The sequence below is a fragment of the Pseudomonas sp. GW821-FHT10C09 genome, from assembly GCF_059415465.1.
On record NZ_JBWKNG010000022.1, the window covers coordinates 95,193 to 110,539 of the forward strand.

Genomic DNA, 15,347 nt, shown 5'->3' on the forward strand with positions numbered 1-15,347 from the left:
CTTTCAGTGGGTGGAAGACTTTTGGTTTCTCAATAGATGTCTTCGTTGTTTAAGTTTCGGTTATTTAAGTTGTGCTGCGGAATGAAGCTTATCGTTTTGCGTGCATTTATCAGTATGTTTTTTTGGGGTCGTTTGTTTCGCTTTGCAACTAAGCAATATTAAGAGTACGTTCAAGGAAGTGGATGAGAGAAATCGATACTGTTCGTCAGCCACCGCTCTTGCCATAATTGCGCCTTAATCCTCGCCTGTTTGACTCGCGTTTTTACTCCTGGGAGCGCCCATGCACGTACTGGTTTGTGAAGACGATGAGCTGATCGCCAGCGGCATTGTTGCCGGGCTTACCGCACAGGGCCTGACGGTCGAGCACGTCGCCACCGCGTCGTCTGCGCGCGCGATGCTCAAGGTCGCTGAATTCGACGTCATGGTGCTCGACCTCGGCCTTCCCGACGAAGATGGCCTGAAGCTGTTGCAGCAACTGCGTCATAACGGTCTGGAGATTCCGGTGCTGATTCTCACCGCGCGCGATTCAGTGACGGACCGGGTCGATGGCTTGCAAGCCGGTGCTGATGACTACCTGCTCAAACCGTTCGATCTGCGCGAACTGGCTGCGCGTCTGCACACGTTGCTGCGCCGGGTGGCGGGGCGCAGTGTCAACCTGATCGAACACGGTGCGCTGACCTACGACCCCAGCAGCCGCGAAACCCTGCTCGGCGGTCAACCGGTGGACTTGTCGCGTCGCGAGCAGGCGTTGCTGCAAGCCTTGCTGCATAACCGCGGGCGCGTGCTCTCCACCGAGCAACTCAAGGACAGCGTCTACGGTTTCAACGACGAACTGGAAAGCAACGCCCTCAACGTTCACATCCATCACCTGCGGCGTAAACTCGGTAACGGCATCGTCGAAACCGTGCGCGGCCTGGGCTATCGCCTGGGGCCGGCTGATGGCGGAGAATCCTCGAAGTGATGAGCCTGCGTTTGCGCCTGAGCCTGACCCTCGGCGCCGCGTTTGCCTTGATCTGGGCGCTGGCGGCGGCCTGGATGCTCAGCGACCTGCGTAATCAAATGATGTTTTCCCTCGACCAGCGGCTGGTGGCTTCAGCGCGCATGGTCGCCGGCCTGATGGAACAATTGCCCGCGTTGCCGACCAAGGGCGAGGGCACCCATTTCAGCGCTGAACAGTTGAATATCCCCGGCGGCATGGCCTGTCAGGTCAGTTCGTTGCGCGGCGAAATCCTCGCCCGCAGCCACACCGATCCGCAGCAAACCCTGGAAGCCGAGAAAATGGGCTTTCACGACCAAATGATCGACGGCGCGCCGTGGCGCAGCTTCACCCTGGCGCGCGGCGATCTGCGCATCACCACCGCCGACCGGCAAATCGAGCGCGAGGCGCTGAACATGTCGATCCTGCTGGCCGCCTCAGTGCCGGTGGGTGTGGCGTTGCTCGGCTGTCTGTGCCTGTTGTGGCTGGGCATCGGCCAAGGGCTGGCGCCGCTCAACCGGATGCGCGATGCGCTGATGCGGCGCAGCGCCGATTCCCTCGAGCCGTTGCAGATCCAGCCGTTGCCCAGCGAGCTGCAACCGCTGCTGGACACGCAGAATCAGCTGTTCCAGCGCATCGGCAAGACCATTGAACGTGAACGACGTCTGACCGGCGATGCGGCGCACGAACTGCGCAGCCCCCTGACCGCGATCAAGACTCACCTGCAAGTGGCACGCATGACCGACGGCGCGGCGCGGGATCAATCCCTGGCCCGGGCTGAAGAGGGCGCCGACCGCATGCACCGGACCCTTGAACAACTGCTGTTGCTGGCGCGGGTCGAGGGCAGCCTGTCATTCGATGACGGCGTTCAGTGCAGCGCTGAACAAGTGGCGAAACTGGCCATTCAGGACGCCGCCAGCGGGGATCGGCAACGCATCAAGCTGCAGATGCCGAACACGTTCTCCAGTGCGCCGGTGCAAATGCCCGCCGTGTTGTCGATTGCCGCATTGCGCAACCTGTTGGACAACGCCTTGCGTCATACCCCTGGCGATGGCGCCGTGGAATTGAGCCTGGAAACCACCGGCAATCGTGCGCGTTTTCTGGTGCGCGACCATGGGCCGGGGATTGCCGAAGACGATCTGCAACACCTGACCCAGCGCTTCTGGCGCAATGGCCAGAGCACCGGTTGCGGCTTGGGGCTGGCGATTGTTCAGGCGATTGTCCAGCGCTGCGGCTGCACGTTGCGGTTCGACAGCCGACCGGATGGGTTGCGGGTTGAGCTGACCATGCCCCTGCAAACAATCTAACCAACACCCCCCAACCCCTGTGGGAGCGAGCTTGCTCGCTCCCACAGGGGGGCTTGTGTTGCACACCAAATGTAATGTTTCTCCATTAGTCACCCGCGCCCCGGAGCGCTATCGTCCCCGGCAGCTTTTTCTCAATGGATTGAGGTAACAGCGCCATGGAAGCATCGGTTCATATCTGCAAGGCAACCTCCGCCGACGCGGGCATCATCAGCCGCATCGTCGAGCGCTCCATTCGGGTTGGGTGCGTGCTGGATCACCGCAATGACCCGCGAACCGTCGCCACCTGGGTCCAGAACAAAACCATCGAACACGTCCAGCCCTGGCTGACTGACCAACGGTTGTACCTCAACATCGCCCTGTTGCACGACAAACCGGTCGGCGTCGCGATGGCCGCCATCAGCGGCAGGGTCGCGTTCTGTTACGTGCAGCCGGAATGGTTCCGCCGAGGTGTCGGGCAGACGCTGGTGCGCGACCTTGAAGGCTGGTTGATCGATCACGGCGTGCACTTGGCACGACTCAACAGCACCCGAACCGGCGAGGCCTTCTATCGGCATCTCGGTTACCAGGCCTGCGCTGAAACCTTCGCGGTGGCGGGGCTTCAGGCGGTTCCCATGCACAAAGCGTTGTCGACGGTCTAAATCCTTGAGCCCCTGATGCGTTTCCAGAACAGGAAACCTTATTGAGGGGTCGAGAAATGTCAGTCGCTACCAGCCTTATCGAAGATCAGCCGGCCCGGATTGTCCCGATGCCTGCCGAAACGCTGTACCAGTTCAATGAATCGCCGCTGCTGGCCCGTCAAAACCAGCAGGAATCCAATGCCCGCAGCTACCCGCGGCGCATTCCCCTGGCGCTGAAACGTGCCAAGGGCATTTATGTCGAGGACGTCGAAGGTCGCCATTTCATCGACTGTCTGGCCGGTGCCGGGACGCTGGCACTGGGGCACAACCATCCGGTGGTGATCGAAGCGATCCAGCAAGTGCTGAGCGATGGGCTGCCGCTGCACACCCTCGACTTGACCACGCCGGTCAAGGACCAGTTTGTGCAGGACCTGTTTGGCCTGCTGCCGCCTGCACTGGCCGCCGAGGCGAAAATCCAGTTCTGCGGCCCGACTGGTACCGATGCGGTGGAAGCCGCGCTGAAACTGGTGCGCACCGCCACCGGACGCAGCACCGTGTTGTCGTTCCAGGGCGGTTATCACGGCATGAGCCAGGGCGCATTGAGCCTGATGGGCAGTCTGGGACCGAAAAAGCCATTGGGTGCCTTGCTCAGCAGCGGCGTGCAGTTCATGCCGTATCCGTACGATTACCGTTGCCCGTTCGGCCTCGGTGGGGCGCAGGGCGTGCAGGTCAATCTGAGCTACCTGGAAAACCTGCTGAATGATCCCGAGGCCGGCGTGCAATTGCCGGCGGCGGTGATTGTGGAAGTGGTGCAGGGCGAAGGCGGCGTGATTCCGGCGGATCTCGATTGGTTGCGCGGTGTGCGTCGCATCACCGAAAAGGCTGGCGTGGCGCTGATCGTCGATGAAATCCAGAGCGGTTTCGCCCGCACCGGCAAGATGTTTGCCTTCGAGCACGCCGGGATCATTCCGGACGTGGTGGTGATGTCCAAAGCCATCGGCGGCAGCTTGCCGCTGGCAGTGGTGGTTTACCGCGACTGGCTCGACACCTGGCTGCCGGGCGCACACGCCGGGACCTTCCGTGGCAATCAGATGGCCATGGCCGCCGGTTCTGCGGTGATGCGTTATCTGGTCGAACACAAGGTGTGCGAGCACGCGGCCGCGATGGGCGAGCGCTTGAGCGAACACCTGCGCATCCTGCAGCGGGACTTCCCGCAGATGGGTGACATCCGTGGTCGCGGCTTGATGCTCGGCGTCGAACTGGTCGACCCGAACGGAGCGCCGGACGCTCAGGGCCATCCGCCGATATTTGCTGCACTGGCGCCACTGGTGCAGCGCGAATGCCTCAAGCGCGGGTTGATTCTCGAACTGGGTGGCCGTCATGGCGGTGTCGTACGCTTCCTGCCGCCGCTGGTGATCACGGCGGCTGAAATCGATCAAGTCGCCGGGATTTTCGGCCGGGCCATGGCCGCGGCTACCGCCAGTCTCTAAATTTCTTGGCGCCCTGAACGTTCTTTCTACATAACGGCTGCGCACGCCGCGCAGCCCACCCTACAGCGATGGAGAAACGCCCATGACTTCAGTATTCGACCGCGAGGACATCCTCTTTCAGGTCGTGGTCAACCACGAAGAGCAATACTCGATCTGGCCTGACTACAAAGCCGTGCCGGAAGGCTGGCGCACCGTGGGCAAGAGCGGTTTGAAGAAGGAATGCCTGGCATACATCGAAGAAACCTGGACGGACATGCGTCCGCTGAGTTTGCGTCGCAAGATGGAAGAGCAGGCGGCAGTGACTCACTGATTGAGCGTGCGAAAAAAGCCCGCTGAACCGAGAAGGTCAGCGGGCTTTTTCATGTCCGGAGTTTGTGGCGTTTGTGAGGCTGTCTTCGCGAGCAGGCTCGCTCCCACAGGGGATTTGTGTGATGCCGCAGATCCAGTGTGGGAGCGAGCCTGCTCGCGAAGAACGATAACGCGGTCCAACTGACTTAAGCGCCGTTCAACCCCTTGATCACCAAATCCACATTCCCTTCCAGTTCGGCCACCGGATCCGCCGCATCCACGCTCAACACCACCAACCGGCTACCGGCCTCGGCAATCGCCGCTTTCACCGCGTCCGAAGGCTGCCGATGATGCAACACCACCGCCACCTCATTGTCCTTCAGCGTCGCGCCCAATTGCTTGAGCGCTTCAGGCGTCCACTCGGCATCCGGGCGCGCGTCAATCCCGATCAGCTCCAGATTGAGCCCGCCAATCAGATAGCCGAAGTGATCGCTGAGGCTCATCACACTGAGATTGTCAGCACTGGCCAGCCGCGCTTCGCTGTCGGCGCTGAACTTGAGCAAACGCTGTTTCAGCGCCGCCAGGTTAGCCTCGATTGCAGGCTTGGCTTCTGGCGCCAGGCGTACCAGATCAGCGGCCATCACGTCCGCCATCCGCCCCATGTTGTTGCTGGACAACCACGGCTGACTGTTCAAACCCTCGACCTTGTTGCCCGGCTGCACGGCGATGCCGGGCAGGGCGCCGTCCACCGGGCGCGCCGCATCGACTTCAACGATGCGAATGTTGCTGCGGCGGGAGATCGGATACAGCGGATCATCCGCCCACAGCGAACGCAGGCCGATCACCGCATCGGCGTCGGTCGCCAGTTTGGCCAGCGCCGGGGCGCCACGGCCGGTGAAATACGCAGTCTGACGGCTGCCGGGCAGGTTCGCCGGTGCGGCACGTTCAAGGTTGATTTGGGTGCCCTTGAGCAGCACTTCGCCCAAGCCATAAGTGATCGGCAAGGACGCCAGCACGTGCAGCGGTTTGGCGTTTTCTGCCGCTAAAGTTGTATTGGCCAGCCCACACAACGCAACGGCCAGGGTCAGTTGACGCAGAGAAAAAGACATTTATCCGAGATTCCCTTTGAGGCTTGGGACGACTCCGCGCGCAATGGCGGACAGGGCGAAGGCGATACCGGCCACCAGAATGATCGCGGCACCGGACGGGATCGGCAGATCAAAGACAATCGGCGCCAGAATCCCGCACAGCGTGCTGACCGTGGCGATCAGCACCGAGCACCAGAAAAAGCCCTTCAGCGATTGGCTGAGCAAGCGCGCGGCGGCTGCCGGTATCACCAACAGCGCGCCGACCAGAATCGCGCCGATGACCTTCACCGCGGCGACGGTGATCAGTGTCACCAGAATCACAAACAGGTAATCCAGGGTCTTCACCGCCACCCCGCGCACCGCCGCCAATTGCGGGTTGAAACTGGCCAGCATGATGCGGTTGTACAGCGGCAAGGCCAGCGCCATGACCAGCGAACCGACGATGGCCAGGACCGCCAGGTCGTTGCCGTTGACGGTCAACACCGAACCGAACAGCACGTTTTCCAGAATGTGCACGTTGATCTTGCCCGCCAGAATCAGCAGCAGGCTCGCGCCCAATGCCAGCGACACCGACAGGAACACACCGATCAAGGTATCCGGCGCCAGACCGGTGCGGTTGCGCAGGTAGTTGAGCAAAATGCCGAACAGCAGGCAGTAACCAAACAGGCTGCCGTAAGGCCCGGTGTAGGGTTCGCCGAGCAGGATGCCGATGGCCACGCCGGTCAGTGCCGCGTGACCCACCGCTTCGGAGAAAAACGCGAAGCGCTTGACCACCACCAGCGTACCCAAACCACCGAGCACCGGGCCGATCAACAGGCCGGCGAGCAACGCGTTGACCACAAATCCGTAGGCCAGCGCCTCGGGCAGATACCCCGAAGACGCCCAGCCCTGAATCATCAAGCGAAAGGCTTCATAGCTCATCAGGCAGCGCTCCGTGGATGGGTGGAGAACAGGGTCAGCAGACGTTCCGGGGTCAGCGCCTGTCTCGGCGTGGCATCGAATAACACCCGGCGATTGAGCCCGGTGACGCGATCTGCCAGACGCCCGACGGCCTCCAGATCGTGCTCGATCCACAGCACGGTGATGCCGCTTTGGCGCCAGTCGCCGAGCAGCCGTTCGAACACCTGGATACCGGCTTCGTCCAGCGCCGACATCGGTTCGTCGAGCACCAGCAGTTGCGGTGCCGGGATCAGCCCTTGCGCCAGCAGCACCCGTTGACGCTCACCACCGGACAACGCCCCCATGCGTCGTTTGCGTTTGTCCTGCATGCCGACCCGTTCCAGCGCCTCGCCAATCGCGGCAGCGTAGTGCTTGCTCAACCCGAGAAACGCCGGACGGCGCTGGCACATGGCGGCCATGAAATCGTCGACGGTCATGGGCAGGCCGCGATCAAACTCCAGCGCTTGCGGCACATAGCCGATGGTCCCGGGTTCGCCCGGCCATTGCAGGCTCAGGCGGCCCTGATGCGGCATCTGCCCGAGCAGGGTCTTGATCAGCGAACTCTTGCCTCCACCGTTGGGACCGACCAGCGCGTGCACGCTGCCGGGCGCGACCTGAAAGGTCACGTTGTCGAGGATCGTTGTGCGCCCGAGCGTCAGGCTGACATCGGCGAAATCCAGGGTCGGGCCGGTGCTTTGGACAGCGAGGTTTTCTTGTGCGGTCATTGGCCCGACTCCTGTATCGCCCGGACCACGGTGTTGAGGTTACCGGTCATTTCCTTTTCGTACTTGTCAGCGGTGTATTCGCCATAGGAAATGTGCGACAGCGGGTACAGCTTCACCCCGGATTCACGCTGGATGGTATCGACGTAGGTGGAGGGAAAATCCATCTCCGAGAAAATCACTTTCACGTCCAGTTCGCGCAGTTGGTCGATGGTTTTTTTCAACTGGCTCGGGCTCGGTTCGATGCCATGGGCGGGTTCGACCACCGCAGTCACTTCCAGGCCGAATTCGCGCAGCAGGTAATCGTAAGCCGCATGAACCGTGGCCACGCGCAGTTCGGCGTTGGGGGCCTGGGTCAGCTTCGCCAGGGCGTCGGCGCGCATCTGCCGCAGACGTTTGCCGTAGGCGCGGGCGTTTTGCGTGTAGGTCTTGGCGTTGGCCGGATCAAGCTTGCCCAGTTCCCGGGCGATGTTGTTGACCTGGGCAATCGAGGCACTGATCGACAGGAACGTGTGCGGGTTGACCACCTTGCCGGCACCGCGTGCGGCGACGCCGGTAGCGGCCAGCAGCGGCACGTTTTCGTTGGCTTCGATCACCGGGATGTTCGGGGTTTCGCTGGCAGCGATCATGCGGTCGGCGAAGTCGTCATGACCGACGCCATTGAGCACGATCACGTCCAGCCCGCTGATGCGCTTGATGTCCTCGGCGCGGGGTTCGTAGGCATGCGGATTGAAACCGGCCGGAATCAGCGGCACCACATCGGCATTGTCGCCGACGATGTTGGCAACGTAGCTGTAATAAGGGTGCAGGGTGATGCCGATGCGCAGGCGTTTGGCGTCGTCGGCATGGGTCAGAGGAGTCAGCAGGCAAGCCAGCAAGCCGACCGATAGCAGGCGCAGGAAAGATGAAATAGGCATGGGAAAGCGGTCTTCTCTCGGATGAAGGCGAGGGGTCAGTGCCGGTGCTGGCGGGTCACGCCGGCATCGAATTGCGCGACGATCAATTGCCAGCCGGCGCTTTCGAGGGCTGCGTCCGTCAGGTCGGTCGGGGCTTTTAGGTCGGCGGCGCGGTTGAGCCAGATGTCCGGCGCCTCGGTGCCAGCAGTCAGGCGCATCAAAAACGAACCGGCCACGGCGGGTGTCTGGCTCTGGCCGAAGTAAGCCTTGGCGTCGAGCAATTGCCAGGCATGGGCGCCACGGCTGACAGAGCTGGCGTCCTGGGCGAACGGTGCAAATCCTTCCTCGGCGAGGGCTTCAGGTGTTGGCAGGGTTTGCTGTTCCTGTTGCAGCAAGTGAATCTCGTCCAGCGTCACCCGCAGGTCGGCGTAGATCCCTTGCTCGGACGCACTCAAGTCGCGGCGGGCATCCAGTTGATGGCTGCCGACGCTGCTTACGGCCTGGGACTCGTGGCGCCAGGCAACCACCGAACCGGCCACCGCCAGAATCATCAGGCACAACAGCAGCACATAAAGGGTTTCGTGGCCGGCACCAGCCGGGCGCACAACGTGTGTGGTAGGCGTACTCATGGTGATTCGATGTCCGCTTGGTCGATTTCGACGACGTGGCCGGGACCGGCGTCGAACAGCACATAAAACTCCGCGCCGGGTTTCTTGAAGGTCAACGTGGAATCGGCGCCGAGCTTGCCCGGCACCAGAATGGTTTCGTCGTAGCCGATCACGTCCAGGGTCACGCCCGGCGCCCCACTGCCGTCGGAGAACCCGCCGGTGCATTTGATCTGTTCGGCATCGACGGCTTTGCATTCGCACATCGGGTTGTGCGCCAGCGCGCTGGCACTGAATCCGGCGCAGAGCACCAGCAACACGGTTTGGAGTGGGCGAAAAACGCGAATCATGGTTTGCCTCCTTGTTGGTTCAGCCACGCGACGGTGGCCGGCGATGCCTGGCTCAGGGGCAGGGCGGCCTGGTGCATTGCGCCGTCCCAGCCTTCCATGGTGATCCACAGCTCGGTGTCAGCCTTGGTCTTTTCCGGGATCGGCACCATGGCGGCCATGCGGTGTGGCGTGCCGAAGAAAATCACCCCGGCGGCCCGCAGGCTGCGCGGTTTGCCGATGCGCAAGTAAGTCGCCTTGACCTGATCGCGGCAGCTGTCGCACAGCGCGGCGGTGAAGTTCTTCATGTGGCCGGCCGGTCCGTCCAATGTGGGGGCTTCGTTGCGCAACTCGGCCAGACGCAGGCTCCACGGACCGACCTGGACTTCTCCGATCTCTCGCTCACCCAGCCCGGTATCGCCGCGAAACAGTGCCGCGTCAGCGAAGTATTTGGGCATGAACCCCAGCGGCACCAACAACAGCAGAACGTTGATGTGGAAGCGCCATTTCAGCCAGAAGCGGCGCAACATCGAGTCCGGTGTTTGCTTGACGTGTGCGTTCATTGGCTGACCTCCGTCGCGGCTTGCACCCGTGGCTGTTTGTGGCTGCGCTTGAGGGCGTTGGCGGTGGCGAGGGCGGTGCGTTTGGTCCAGATCAGCAGGCCGCTGAGGACCATCATGCTCAGGATCAAACCGAAGAAAAACCAGATCAGCTTGATCCAGATCCCGCCGAAATCACCGGTGTGCAAGGGGCGCATGGACTCGGTCACCAGCTCCAGGCCGGTGCGGTCCGACAGCAGGCGTGTGGCAGCGACGTCGCCGGTGTAGGGGTTGATGTCGGCCGTCTGGTACATCAGCGGATACCAACTGCGTCCCCCCACCGAGAGGTAGCTGTAGGCATTGGCGGGCAGGCTGACGAAGCTGTCTTCGAGGCCGGGAATGCGTTCCTTGGCCTGGGCAATCGCGGTTTCGAGACTGATCGTCGGTGCGGGCGAGCCATCTGTGGTCACCGGCACACTTTCACGCGGCACCACCAGGGCCACCGGCGCGGTGGAAATCGAGATCTGGTTATCGAACATGAACGCCTGAATCAGGAACCAGGTGCTGGTGACAGAAATCACCGCAATGAACCAGATCGACCAGATACCGCTGAGGCGATGAAAGTCGCCCCAGAAAATCCGTGCGCCATGACGAATGCGCAGGGTCGGTCGGAAGAAGCCTTTCCAGAATTTTTTGTAGACCACCAGCCCAGTGACCAACGAGGCCAGCAACGGCAGGCTCAAGAAGGACACCAGGTACCAGCCCCAGCTGTAGCCATTGGTGAACGGCACCAGCCACCAGCCGTGCAGCGCGCGGGTAAACGCCTTGAAATCGAAGGCCGGGGCGGTGCCCTGAATGACGCCGCTGTACGGGTTGACGTACACGGTCACCGAGCGGCCGTCGGGGTAGCTGACGCTGACATCGAGGGCGAAGTGGGATTCATCGGGGCGGCTGATGGATTCGACCAGCGTGTCCGGCTCGGCCTTTTTGATCGCCGCTATGATCTGGTCATAACTGAGCAACGGCGCATCGTTCGACGGCTGGCTGGCGCGCATTTGCGGGTTGGCCAGCCAGACGATTTCCTGACTGATCACCGCCAATGTGCCGGTGACGCAGACAATCAGCACGAAAAACCAGATCGGCAATGCCAGCCAGCTGTGGACCAGAAACCAGAGTTTGGAACGGGATTTCTTCGACATGATTAAAGGTCTTGTATCGATGAGAGAACCTCTGCTGCGGGCTTCCCAGCGATGAGGTCCATGAAAAGGCCGGCGGTGGCTGTTGCCTGCGCACGCCGACTGCATCTCTATAAGACGGATGAGGAACAGAAATCCCGAAGGGGGAGATGAAAGTAAATGTTTCTTATTGGCGGTTAGTCATTACAGGAGCGGATTTGAGGTGCTGGGGATGGCCCCTTCGCGAGCAGGCTCGCTCCCACAAGATCACCGCTGTACCTGTGGGAGCGAGCCTGCTCGCGAAGAGGGCCGGTCAGGCACTGAAAATCTCAACCTTGTTGAAACATCTCCTTCGCCCGCTGCTCAATCTGCGCCTGAGTCAGGTCTTCCTTGCGCGTAGCCAAAAACCACAAATGCCCATACGGATCCTTCAACGTCCCGGAGCGGTCGCCGTAAAACTGATCCTTGACCTCGGACACCACCGTGCCGCCCGCATCAATCGCCTGTTTGTAGGACTTGTCCACATCCGTCACATACAGATGCAGGCCCACTGACGGCGACTTGTCCGGGTTGCTCAACGGTCCCTGATCGCACGGCGTGCCGAGCATGATCGGGCAGTCGCCGATCCTCAGTTCGGCGTGACCGATGCCGCCATCAGGCATGGCCAGGCGCATGACTTCGATGGCGCCAAAAGCCTTCTTGTAGAACTCGATCGCTTCGGCTGCTTTTTGAATGCCCAGATACGGGGTGATGCTGTGATAACCCTCTGGAATGGGTTTGACGCTCATGATGAATCTCCCTGTTTGTTGTTGTGGGTGGAAAGTCTCCTGCGCCGATTTCCGGCCGATTAAATATAGGTCAGCGTCGTGTTGGCAGCCGGGGACCCGACGAGCAGCCTCACTGTTCAGCCATCAACAGCGCAGCAGCAGATTGCTCGGCTGCATCATCAGAAACGCTGAAAAACACCCGTCAAACCCACGAAATCATGGGTGATGAACCTCGGCACAGAAGCTGCAATAGCTCTGTTAAACACTGTTGTCGAGACCGTCACATGCCTGAATCTGCCGTTTATCCGATCAACCCGCCGGCCGCCCATCGGATCGCCGACGAAGCCGAAGCCCTGCGTGTCGCCGAGCGTGTCGCCGCTGTATTGCTGGAGCAGGACGCTGAGCGCGACCGCACGCGCCAGGTCCCCGCCGATGTTGTCGATCTGTATTCCAACAGTGGTTTATGGGGCATCAGCGTGCCTCGCGAGTTTGGTGGCGCACAGGTGTCCTATGCGGTGCTGGCGCAGGTCATCGCGATCATTTCCGCCGCCGATCCGTCGCTGGGGCAGATTCCGCAAAACCACTATTGCCTGCTGGAATATATCCGCCTGCAAGGCACGCCCGAGCAACAGGCGCACTTCTTCGAGTTGGCACTGCAGGGCCATCGCTTTGCCAATGCCTTGTCGGAAACCGGCGGCAAAAACGTCCAGGACATTCAGGCGACGATCCGCCGTTATGGCGACGGCCATGTGATCAACGGGCGCAAGGGTTATTGCACCGGTTCGCTGTACGCCCACTGGCTGGCGGTGCTGGCGCTGGACGAAGAGCAGAAGGGTCAATTGGCCTTCGTCCAGCGTGGAACCCAAGGGCTGGTGATCGTCGACGACTGGGACAGCATCGGTCAGCGCACCACGTCCAGCGGCACCGTGCTCGCCGAGGATTTGCACGTCAGCGCATTCAATCTGTTCCCGACCTACCGTTCCTATGAAACCCCGACGCTGGCCGGCCCGTTTGCACAATTGACTACCGCGGCCATCGACGCCGGCATCGCCCGTGCGGCACTGCGCGACACCATCGCCTTCGTCCGGCAGTTCGCTCGGCCGTGGATCGATGCGGGTGTGGAAAAGGCCAGTGAAGATCCACTGACCATCATCCAGGTCGGTGGCCTGGAGATTCGCCTGGAAGCCGCCGAAGCCTTGCTGGAACGGGCAGGGCGAGCGCTGGATGCGGCGCGTCCGGCACCCGATGAAGATAACGTCGCCCAGGCTTCCCTCGCGGTGGCCAAGGCCAAAGTGCTGACTACTGAAATTGCCATCGAAGCCAGCAACAAACTCTTCGAACTCGGCGGCACCCGCTCGACCCTGAAGAAGCACAACTTCGACCGCCATTGGCGCAACGCCCGGGTTCATACCCTGCACGACCCGGTGCGCTGGAAATACCACGTGGTCGGCAACTGGCTGCTCAACGGCGTGAAACCGCCACGCCATGACTGGTCGTGATTGATGGCCGAGTTGCTGAAACATATCTATTGGGCGGACATCGCCCAAGCTTGCCTCGACACCCTGAGCATGCTCGGCGCTGCACTGGGCTTCACCGTGTTGTTGGGTCTGCCGTTGGGCGTGGTGCTGTTCCTCACCGGCAAGCGCCAGTTGCATGAAGCGGTCGGCGTTTACCGGGTGCTGTCGGTGATCGTCAACATGCTGCGGTCGTTGCCGTTCATCATTTTGCTGATCGTGCTGATTCCCCTGACCACGCTGCTGGTCGGCACTTCGCTGGGGGTGCCTGGGACCATTCCACCGCTGGTGGTCGGTTGCACGCCGTTCTTTGCACGGCTGGTGGAAACCGCTTTGCGCGAGGTGGATCGCGGGGTTGTGGAAGCGACCCAGGCCATGGGCGCGAATACGTGGCAGATCATCCGCCACACCTTGTTGCCCGAGGCGCGGGGAGGGTTGTTGGCGGCGGTCACGGTGACCGCGATTGTGCTGGTCGATTACACGGCGATGGCCGGCGTGATCGGCGGCGGAGGACTGGGTGACCTGGCGATCCGTTACGGCTACCAGCGTTTTCAGACCGACGTCATGGTGGTCACTGTGGTGCTGTTGTTGATCCTGGTCCAGGCCCTGCAAATGACCGGCGACCGATTGGTGGCGCGCTACAGCCGACGATAAGTTTTATCCAAAAGAAAGCAATCAGGCCCCACGTCCACCCCACGACGGCCACTCAATCTGCCTAGGAGCGCAACATGAAAAAGACCCTGGCCATTCTGGCTGCCTTAGTGTCGTTGAGCGTTCACGCCAACGAAAAACTCACCGTCGGCGCCACTCCGGTCCCGCACGCGGAAATCCTCGAATTCGTCAAACCGACCCTGGCCAAGGAAGGCGTGGACCTGGACATCAAGGTCTTCACCGATTTCATCCAGCCCAATCAGCAGTTGGCGTTGAAGAACCTCGATGCCAACTATTACCAGTACCGGCCGTTTCTCGATGATTACAACAAGACCCGCCACACCGATCTGGTGCCGGTGGTCGGCGTGCACATTGAACCGTTCGGCGCCTACTCGACCAAGATCAAAAACATTGCCGAGCTGAAGGATGGCGCCACCGTGTCGATCCCCAACGACCCGGTGAACACCGGTCGTGCGCTGGTGCTGTTGCACGAAGCCGGGCTGATCAAACTCAAGGACCCGAGCAACACCCTGGCCACGCAGCGGGACATTATCGACAACCCCAAACACCTGAAGATTCGTGAGCTGGAGGGCGCATTGCTGGCGCGTTCGGTGAGTCAGGTCGACCTGGCGTTTGTCTTTGCCAACTACGCGCTGGAAGCGGGGATCGACACCAACAGCGCGCTGATTGTCGAGAAGGGCAAGAGTTTGTACATCGAGTTTCTGGTGGCGCGGCCGGACAACATCAATGACCCGGGCTTGCAGAAACTGGCCAAGGCGTTGAATTCGGATGAGGTTCGGCAGTTCATCCTGACCCGGTACAAGGGGCAGATTGCGCCAGGGTTCTAGATCTTCATTGAATGTAAGGACGCCATCGCGAGCAGACTCGCTCCCACAGTTGACCGGAGAACGCGGTCTCCTGTGGGAGCGAGCCTGCTCGCGAAGGCCGCGACGCTATTTCTGGCCTGGCCCAGATTCCAGCAGCTGCGCCCCCGGCCCCTGTTCCCCCAGCACATCACCAAAGTTGCGCAACGGACATGCCTCCATCGACAAACACCCACACCCGATGCAGCCATTCAGTTTGTCGCGCAGCAACGTCAGCTGATTGATCCGCTCATCCAGGTCCCGGCTCCATTGCGCCGACAGCACCTTCCAGTCCGCCGCCGTCGGTGCGCGGTTATCCGGCAGCGATTTCAGCGCCTCACCGATCTCCGCCAACGGAATCCCCAGGCGTTGCGCGACTTTGATCAGCGCCACCCGCCGCAACACTTCCCGTGGATAGCGCCGCTGGTTGCCCTGATTTCGCGTGCTTTTGATCAGCCCCTTGGATTCATAAAAGTGCAGCGCCGTGACCGCCACGCCGCTGCGGGCGGCCAATTGGCCGACGGTGAGTTCCTTGTGCAGATTGTCCGGGGTGATCATTTAAAAATCCTGCTTGACCTCTAGTT

At 61.3% G+C, this 15,347-nt stretch carries 18 protein-coding genes; 8 read left to right on the forward strand and 10 right to left on the reverse strand.

Annotated elements, in window-relative coordinates; all coding sequences use genetic code 11:
* The first annotated feature begins 280 nt into the window (after positions 1–280).
* The 5 genes from AC07N8_RS22265 to AC07N8_RS22285 all read left to right on the forward strand — a co-directional run bounded on the left by AC07N8_RS22265 (position 281) and on the right by AC07N8_RS22285 (position 4,700).
* The gene (locus AC07N8_RS22265) at positions 281–961 is read left to right on the forward strand and encodes a response regulator (RefSeq protein WP_140671008.1); all 681 of its coding nucleotides are present in this window, start codon (positions 281–283) and stop codon (positions 959–961) included.
* The gene (locus tag AC07N8_RS22270; protein WP_123432585.1) at positions 958–2,283 is read left to right on the forward strand and encodes an ATP-binding protein; all 1,326 of its coding nucleotides are present in this window, start codon (positions 958–960) and stop codon (positions 2,281–2,283) included. Before AC07N8_RS22265 ends, AC07N8_RS22270 begins: the two co-directional genes overlap by 4 nt.
* A gap of 155 nt (positions 2,284–2,438) precedes the next feature.
* Complete coding sequence (locus tag AC07N8_RS22275) at positions 2,439–2,921, forward strand: GNAT family N-acetyltransferase (RefSeq protein ID WP_483841217.1); 483 nt, start codon at positions 2,439–2,441, stop codon at positions 2,919–2,921.
* Positions 2,922–2,977: 56 nt separating this feature from the next.
* Positions 2,978–4,390, forward strand: coding sequence for an aspartate aminotransferase family protein (locus AC07N8_RS22280; protein WP_493145869.1), 1,413 nt, complete (start codon positions 2,978–2,980; stop codon positions 4,388–4,390).
* A gap of 82 nt (positions 4,391–4,472) precedes the next feature.
* Positions 4,473–4,700, forward strand: coding sequence for an MbtH family protein (locus AC07N8_RS22285; protein ID WP_483841215.1), 228 nt, complete (start codon positions 4,473–4,475; stop codon positions 4,698–4,700).
* Between the two features lie 184 nt (positions 4,701–4,884).
* On the opposite strand, the gene AC07N8_RS22290 is transcribed toward AC07N8_RS22285, so the two are convergent.
* The 9 genes from AC07N8_RS22290 to AC07N8_RS22330 form a co-directional block, all read right to left on the reverse strand.
* Complete coding sequence (locus tag AC07N8_RS22290) at positions 4,885–5,787, reverse strand: metal ABC transporter substrate-binding protein (RefSeq protein WP_493145870.1); 903 nt, start codon at positions 5,785–5,787, stop codon at positions 4,885–4,887.
* On the reverse strand, positions 5,788–6,687 hold the full coding sequence (locus AC07N8_RS22295; protein WP_007943275.1) for a metal ABC transporter permease: 900 nt from the start codon (positions 6,685–6,687) through the stop codon (positions 5,788–5,790).
* Positions 6,687–7,430, reverse strand: coding sequence for a metal ABC transporter ATP-binding protein (locus AC07N8_RS22300; RefSeq protein ID WP_493145871.1), 744 nt, complete (start codon positions 7,428–7,430; stop codon positions 6,687–6,689). Before AC07N8_RS22300 ends, AC07N8_RS22295 begins: the two co-directional genes overlap by 1 nt.
* On the reverse strand, positions 7,427–8,344 hold the full coding sequence (locus tag AC07N8_RS22305) for a metal ABC transporter substrate-binding protein (RefSeq protein ID WP_493145872.1): 918 nt from the start codon (positions 8,342–8,344) through the stop codon (positions 7,427–7,429). Before AC07N8_RS22305 ends, AC07N8_RS22300 begins: the two co-directional genes overlap by 4 nt.
* Before the next feature lie 35 nt (positions 8,345–8,379).
* A complete protein-coding gene (locus tag AC07N8_RS22310; RefSeq protein WP_493145873.1) occupies positions 8,380–8,952 on the reverse strand; it encodes a DUF6162 family protein in 573 nt (190 codons plus the stop codon).
* Complete coding sequence (locus tag AC07N8_RS22315) at positions 8,949–9,278, reverse strand: hypothetical protein (RefSeq protein WP_493145874.1); 330 nt, start codon at positions 9,276–9,278, stop codon at positions 8,949–8,951. The genes AC07N8_RS22310 and AC07N8_RS22315 overlap by 4 nt, the downstream gene beginning before the upstream one ends.
* Positions 9,275–9,817 (reverse strand): PA2404 family protein, encoded by a 543-nt coding sequence (locus tag AC07N8_RS22320; RefSeq protein WP_493145875.1) that lies wholly within the window; start codon positions 9,815–9,817, stop codon positions 9,275–9,277. Before AC07N8_RS22320 ends, AC07N8_RS22315 begins: the two co-directional genes overlap by 4 nt.
* Complete coding sequence (locus tag AC07N8_RS22325) at positions 9,814–10,992, reverse strand: PepSY-associated TM helix domain-containing protein (protein ID WP_493145876.1); 1,179 nt, start codon at positions 10,990–10,992, stop codon at positions 9,814–9,816. Before AC07N8_RS22325 ends, AC07N8_RS22320 begins: the two co-directional genes overlap by 4 nt.
* A 305-nt stretch (positions 10,993–11,297) precedes the next feature.
* Positions 11,298–11,756, reverse strand: coding sequence for a VOC family protein (locus AC07N8_RS22330; protein ID WP_310269213.1), 459 nt, complete (start codon positions 11,754–11,756; stop codon positions 11,298–11,300).
* Positions 11,757–12,019: 263 nt separating this feature from the next.
* On the opposite strand from AC07N8_RS22330, the gene AC07N8_RS22335 reads away from it, so the two are divergent.
* The 3 genes from AC07N8_RS22335 (at position 12,020) to AC07N8_RS22345 (ending at position 14,748) form a co-directional block, all read left to right on the forward strand.
* Positions 12,020–13,234, forward strand: a complete 1,215-nt coding sequence (locus AC07N8_RS22335; protein WP_493145877.1) for an SfnB family sulfur acquisition oxidoreductase — start codon at positions 12,020–12,022, stop codon at positions 13,232–13,234.
* 3 nt (positions 13,235–13,237) lie between these two features.
* A complete protein-coding gene (locus AC07N8_RS22340; RefSeq protein ID WP_123432572.1) occupies positions 13,238–13,903 on the forward strand; it encodes a methionine ABC transporter permease in 666 nt (221 codons plus the stop codon).
* Between the two features lie 74 nt (positions 13,904–13,977).
* The gene (locus AC07N8_RS22345) at positions 13,978–14,748 is read left to right on the forward strand and encodes a MetQ/NlpA family ABC transporter substrate-binding protein (protein WP_123432571.1); all 771 of its coding nucleotides are present in this window, start codon (positions 13,978–13,980) and stop codon (positions 14,746–14,748) included.
* A 105-nt stretch (positions 14,749–14,853) separates the two neighbouring features.
* On the opposite strand, the gene soxR is transcribed toward AC07N8_RS22345, so the two are convergent.
* Entirely contained in the window at positions 14,854–15,321 is a 468-nt protein-coding gene (gene soxR / locus AC07N8_RS22350; RefSeq protein ID WP_483841204.1) for a redox-sensitive transcriptional activator SoxR, read from the reverse strand.
* Positions 15,322–15,347: the final 26 nt, after the last annotated feature.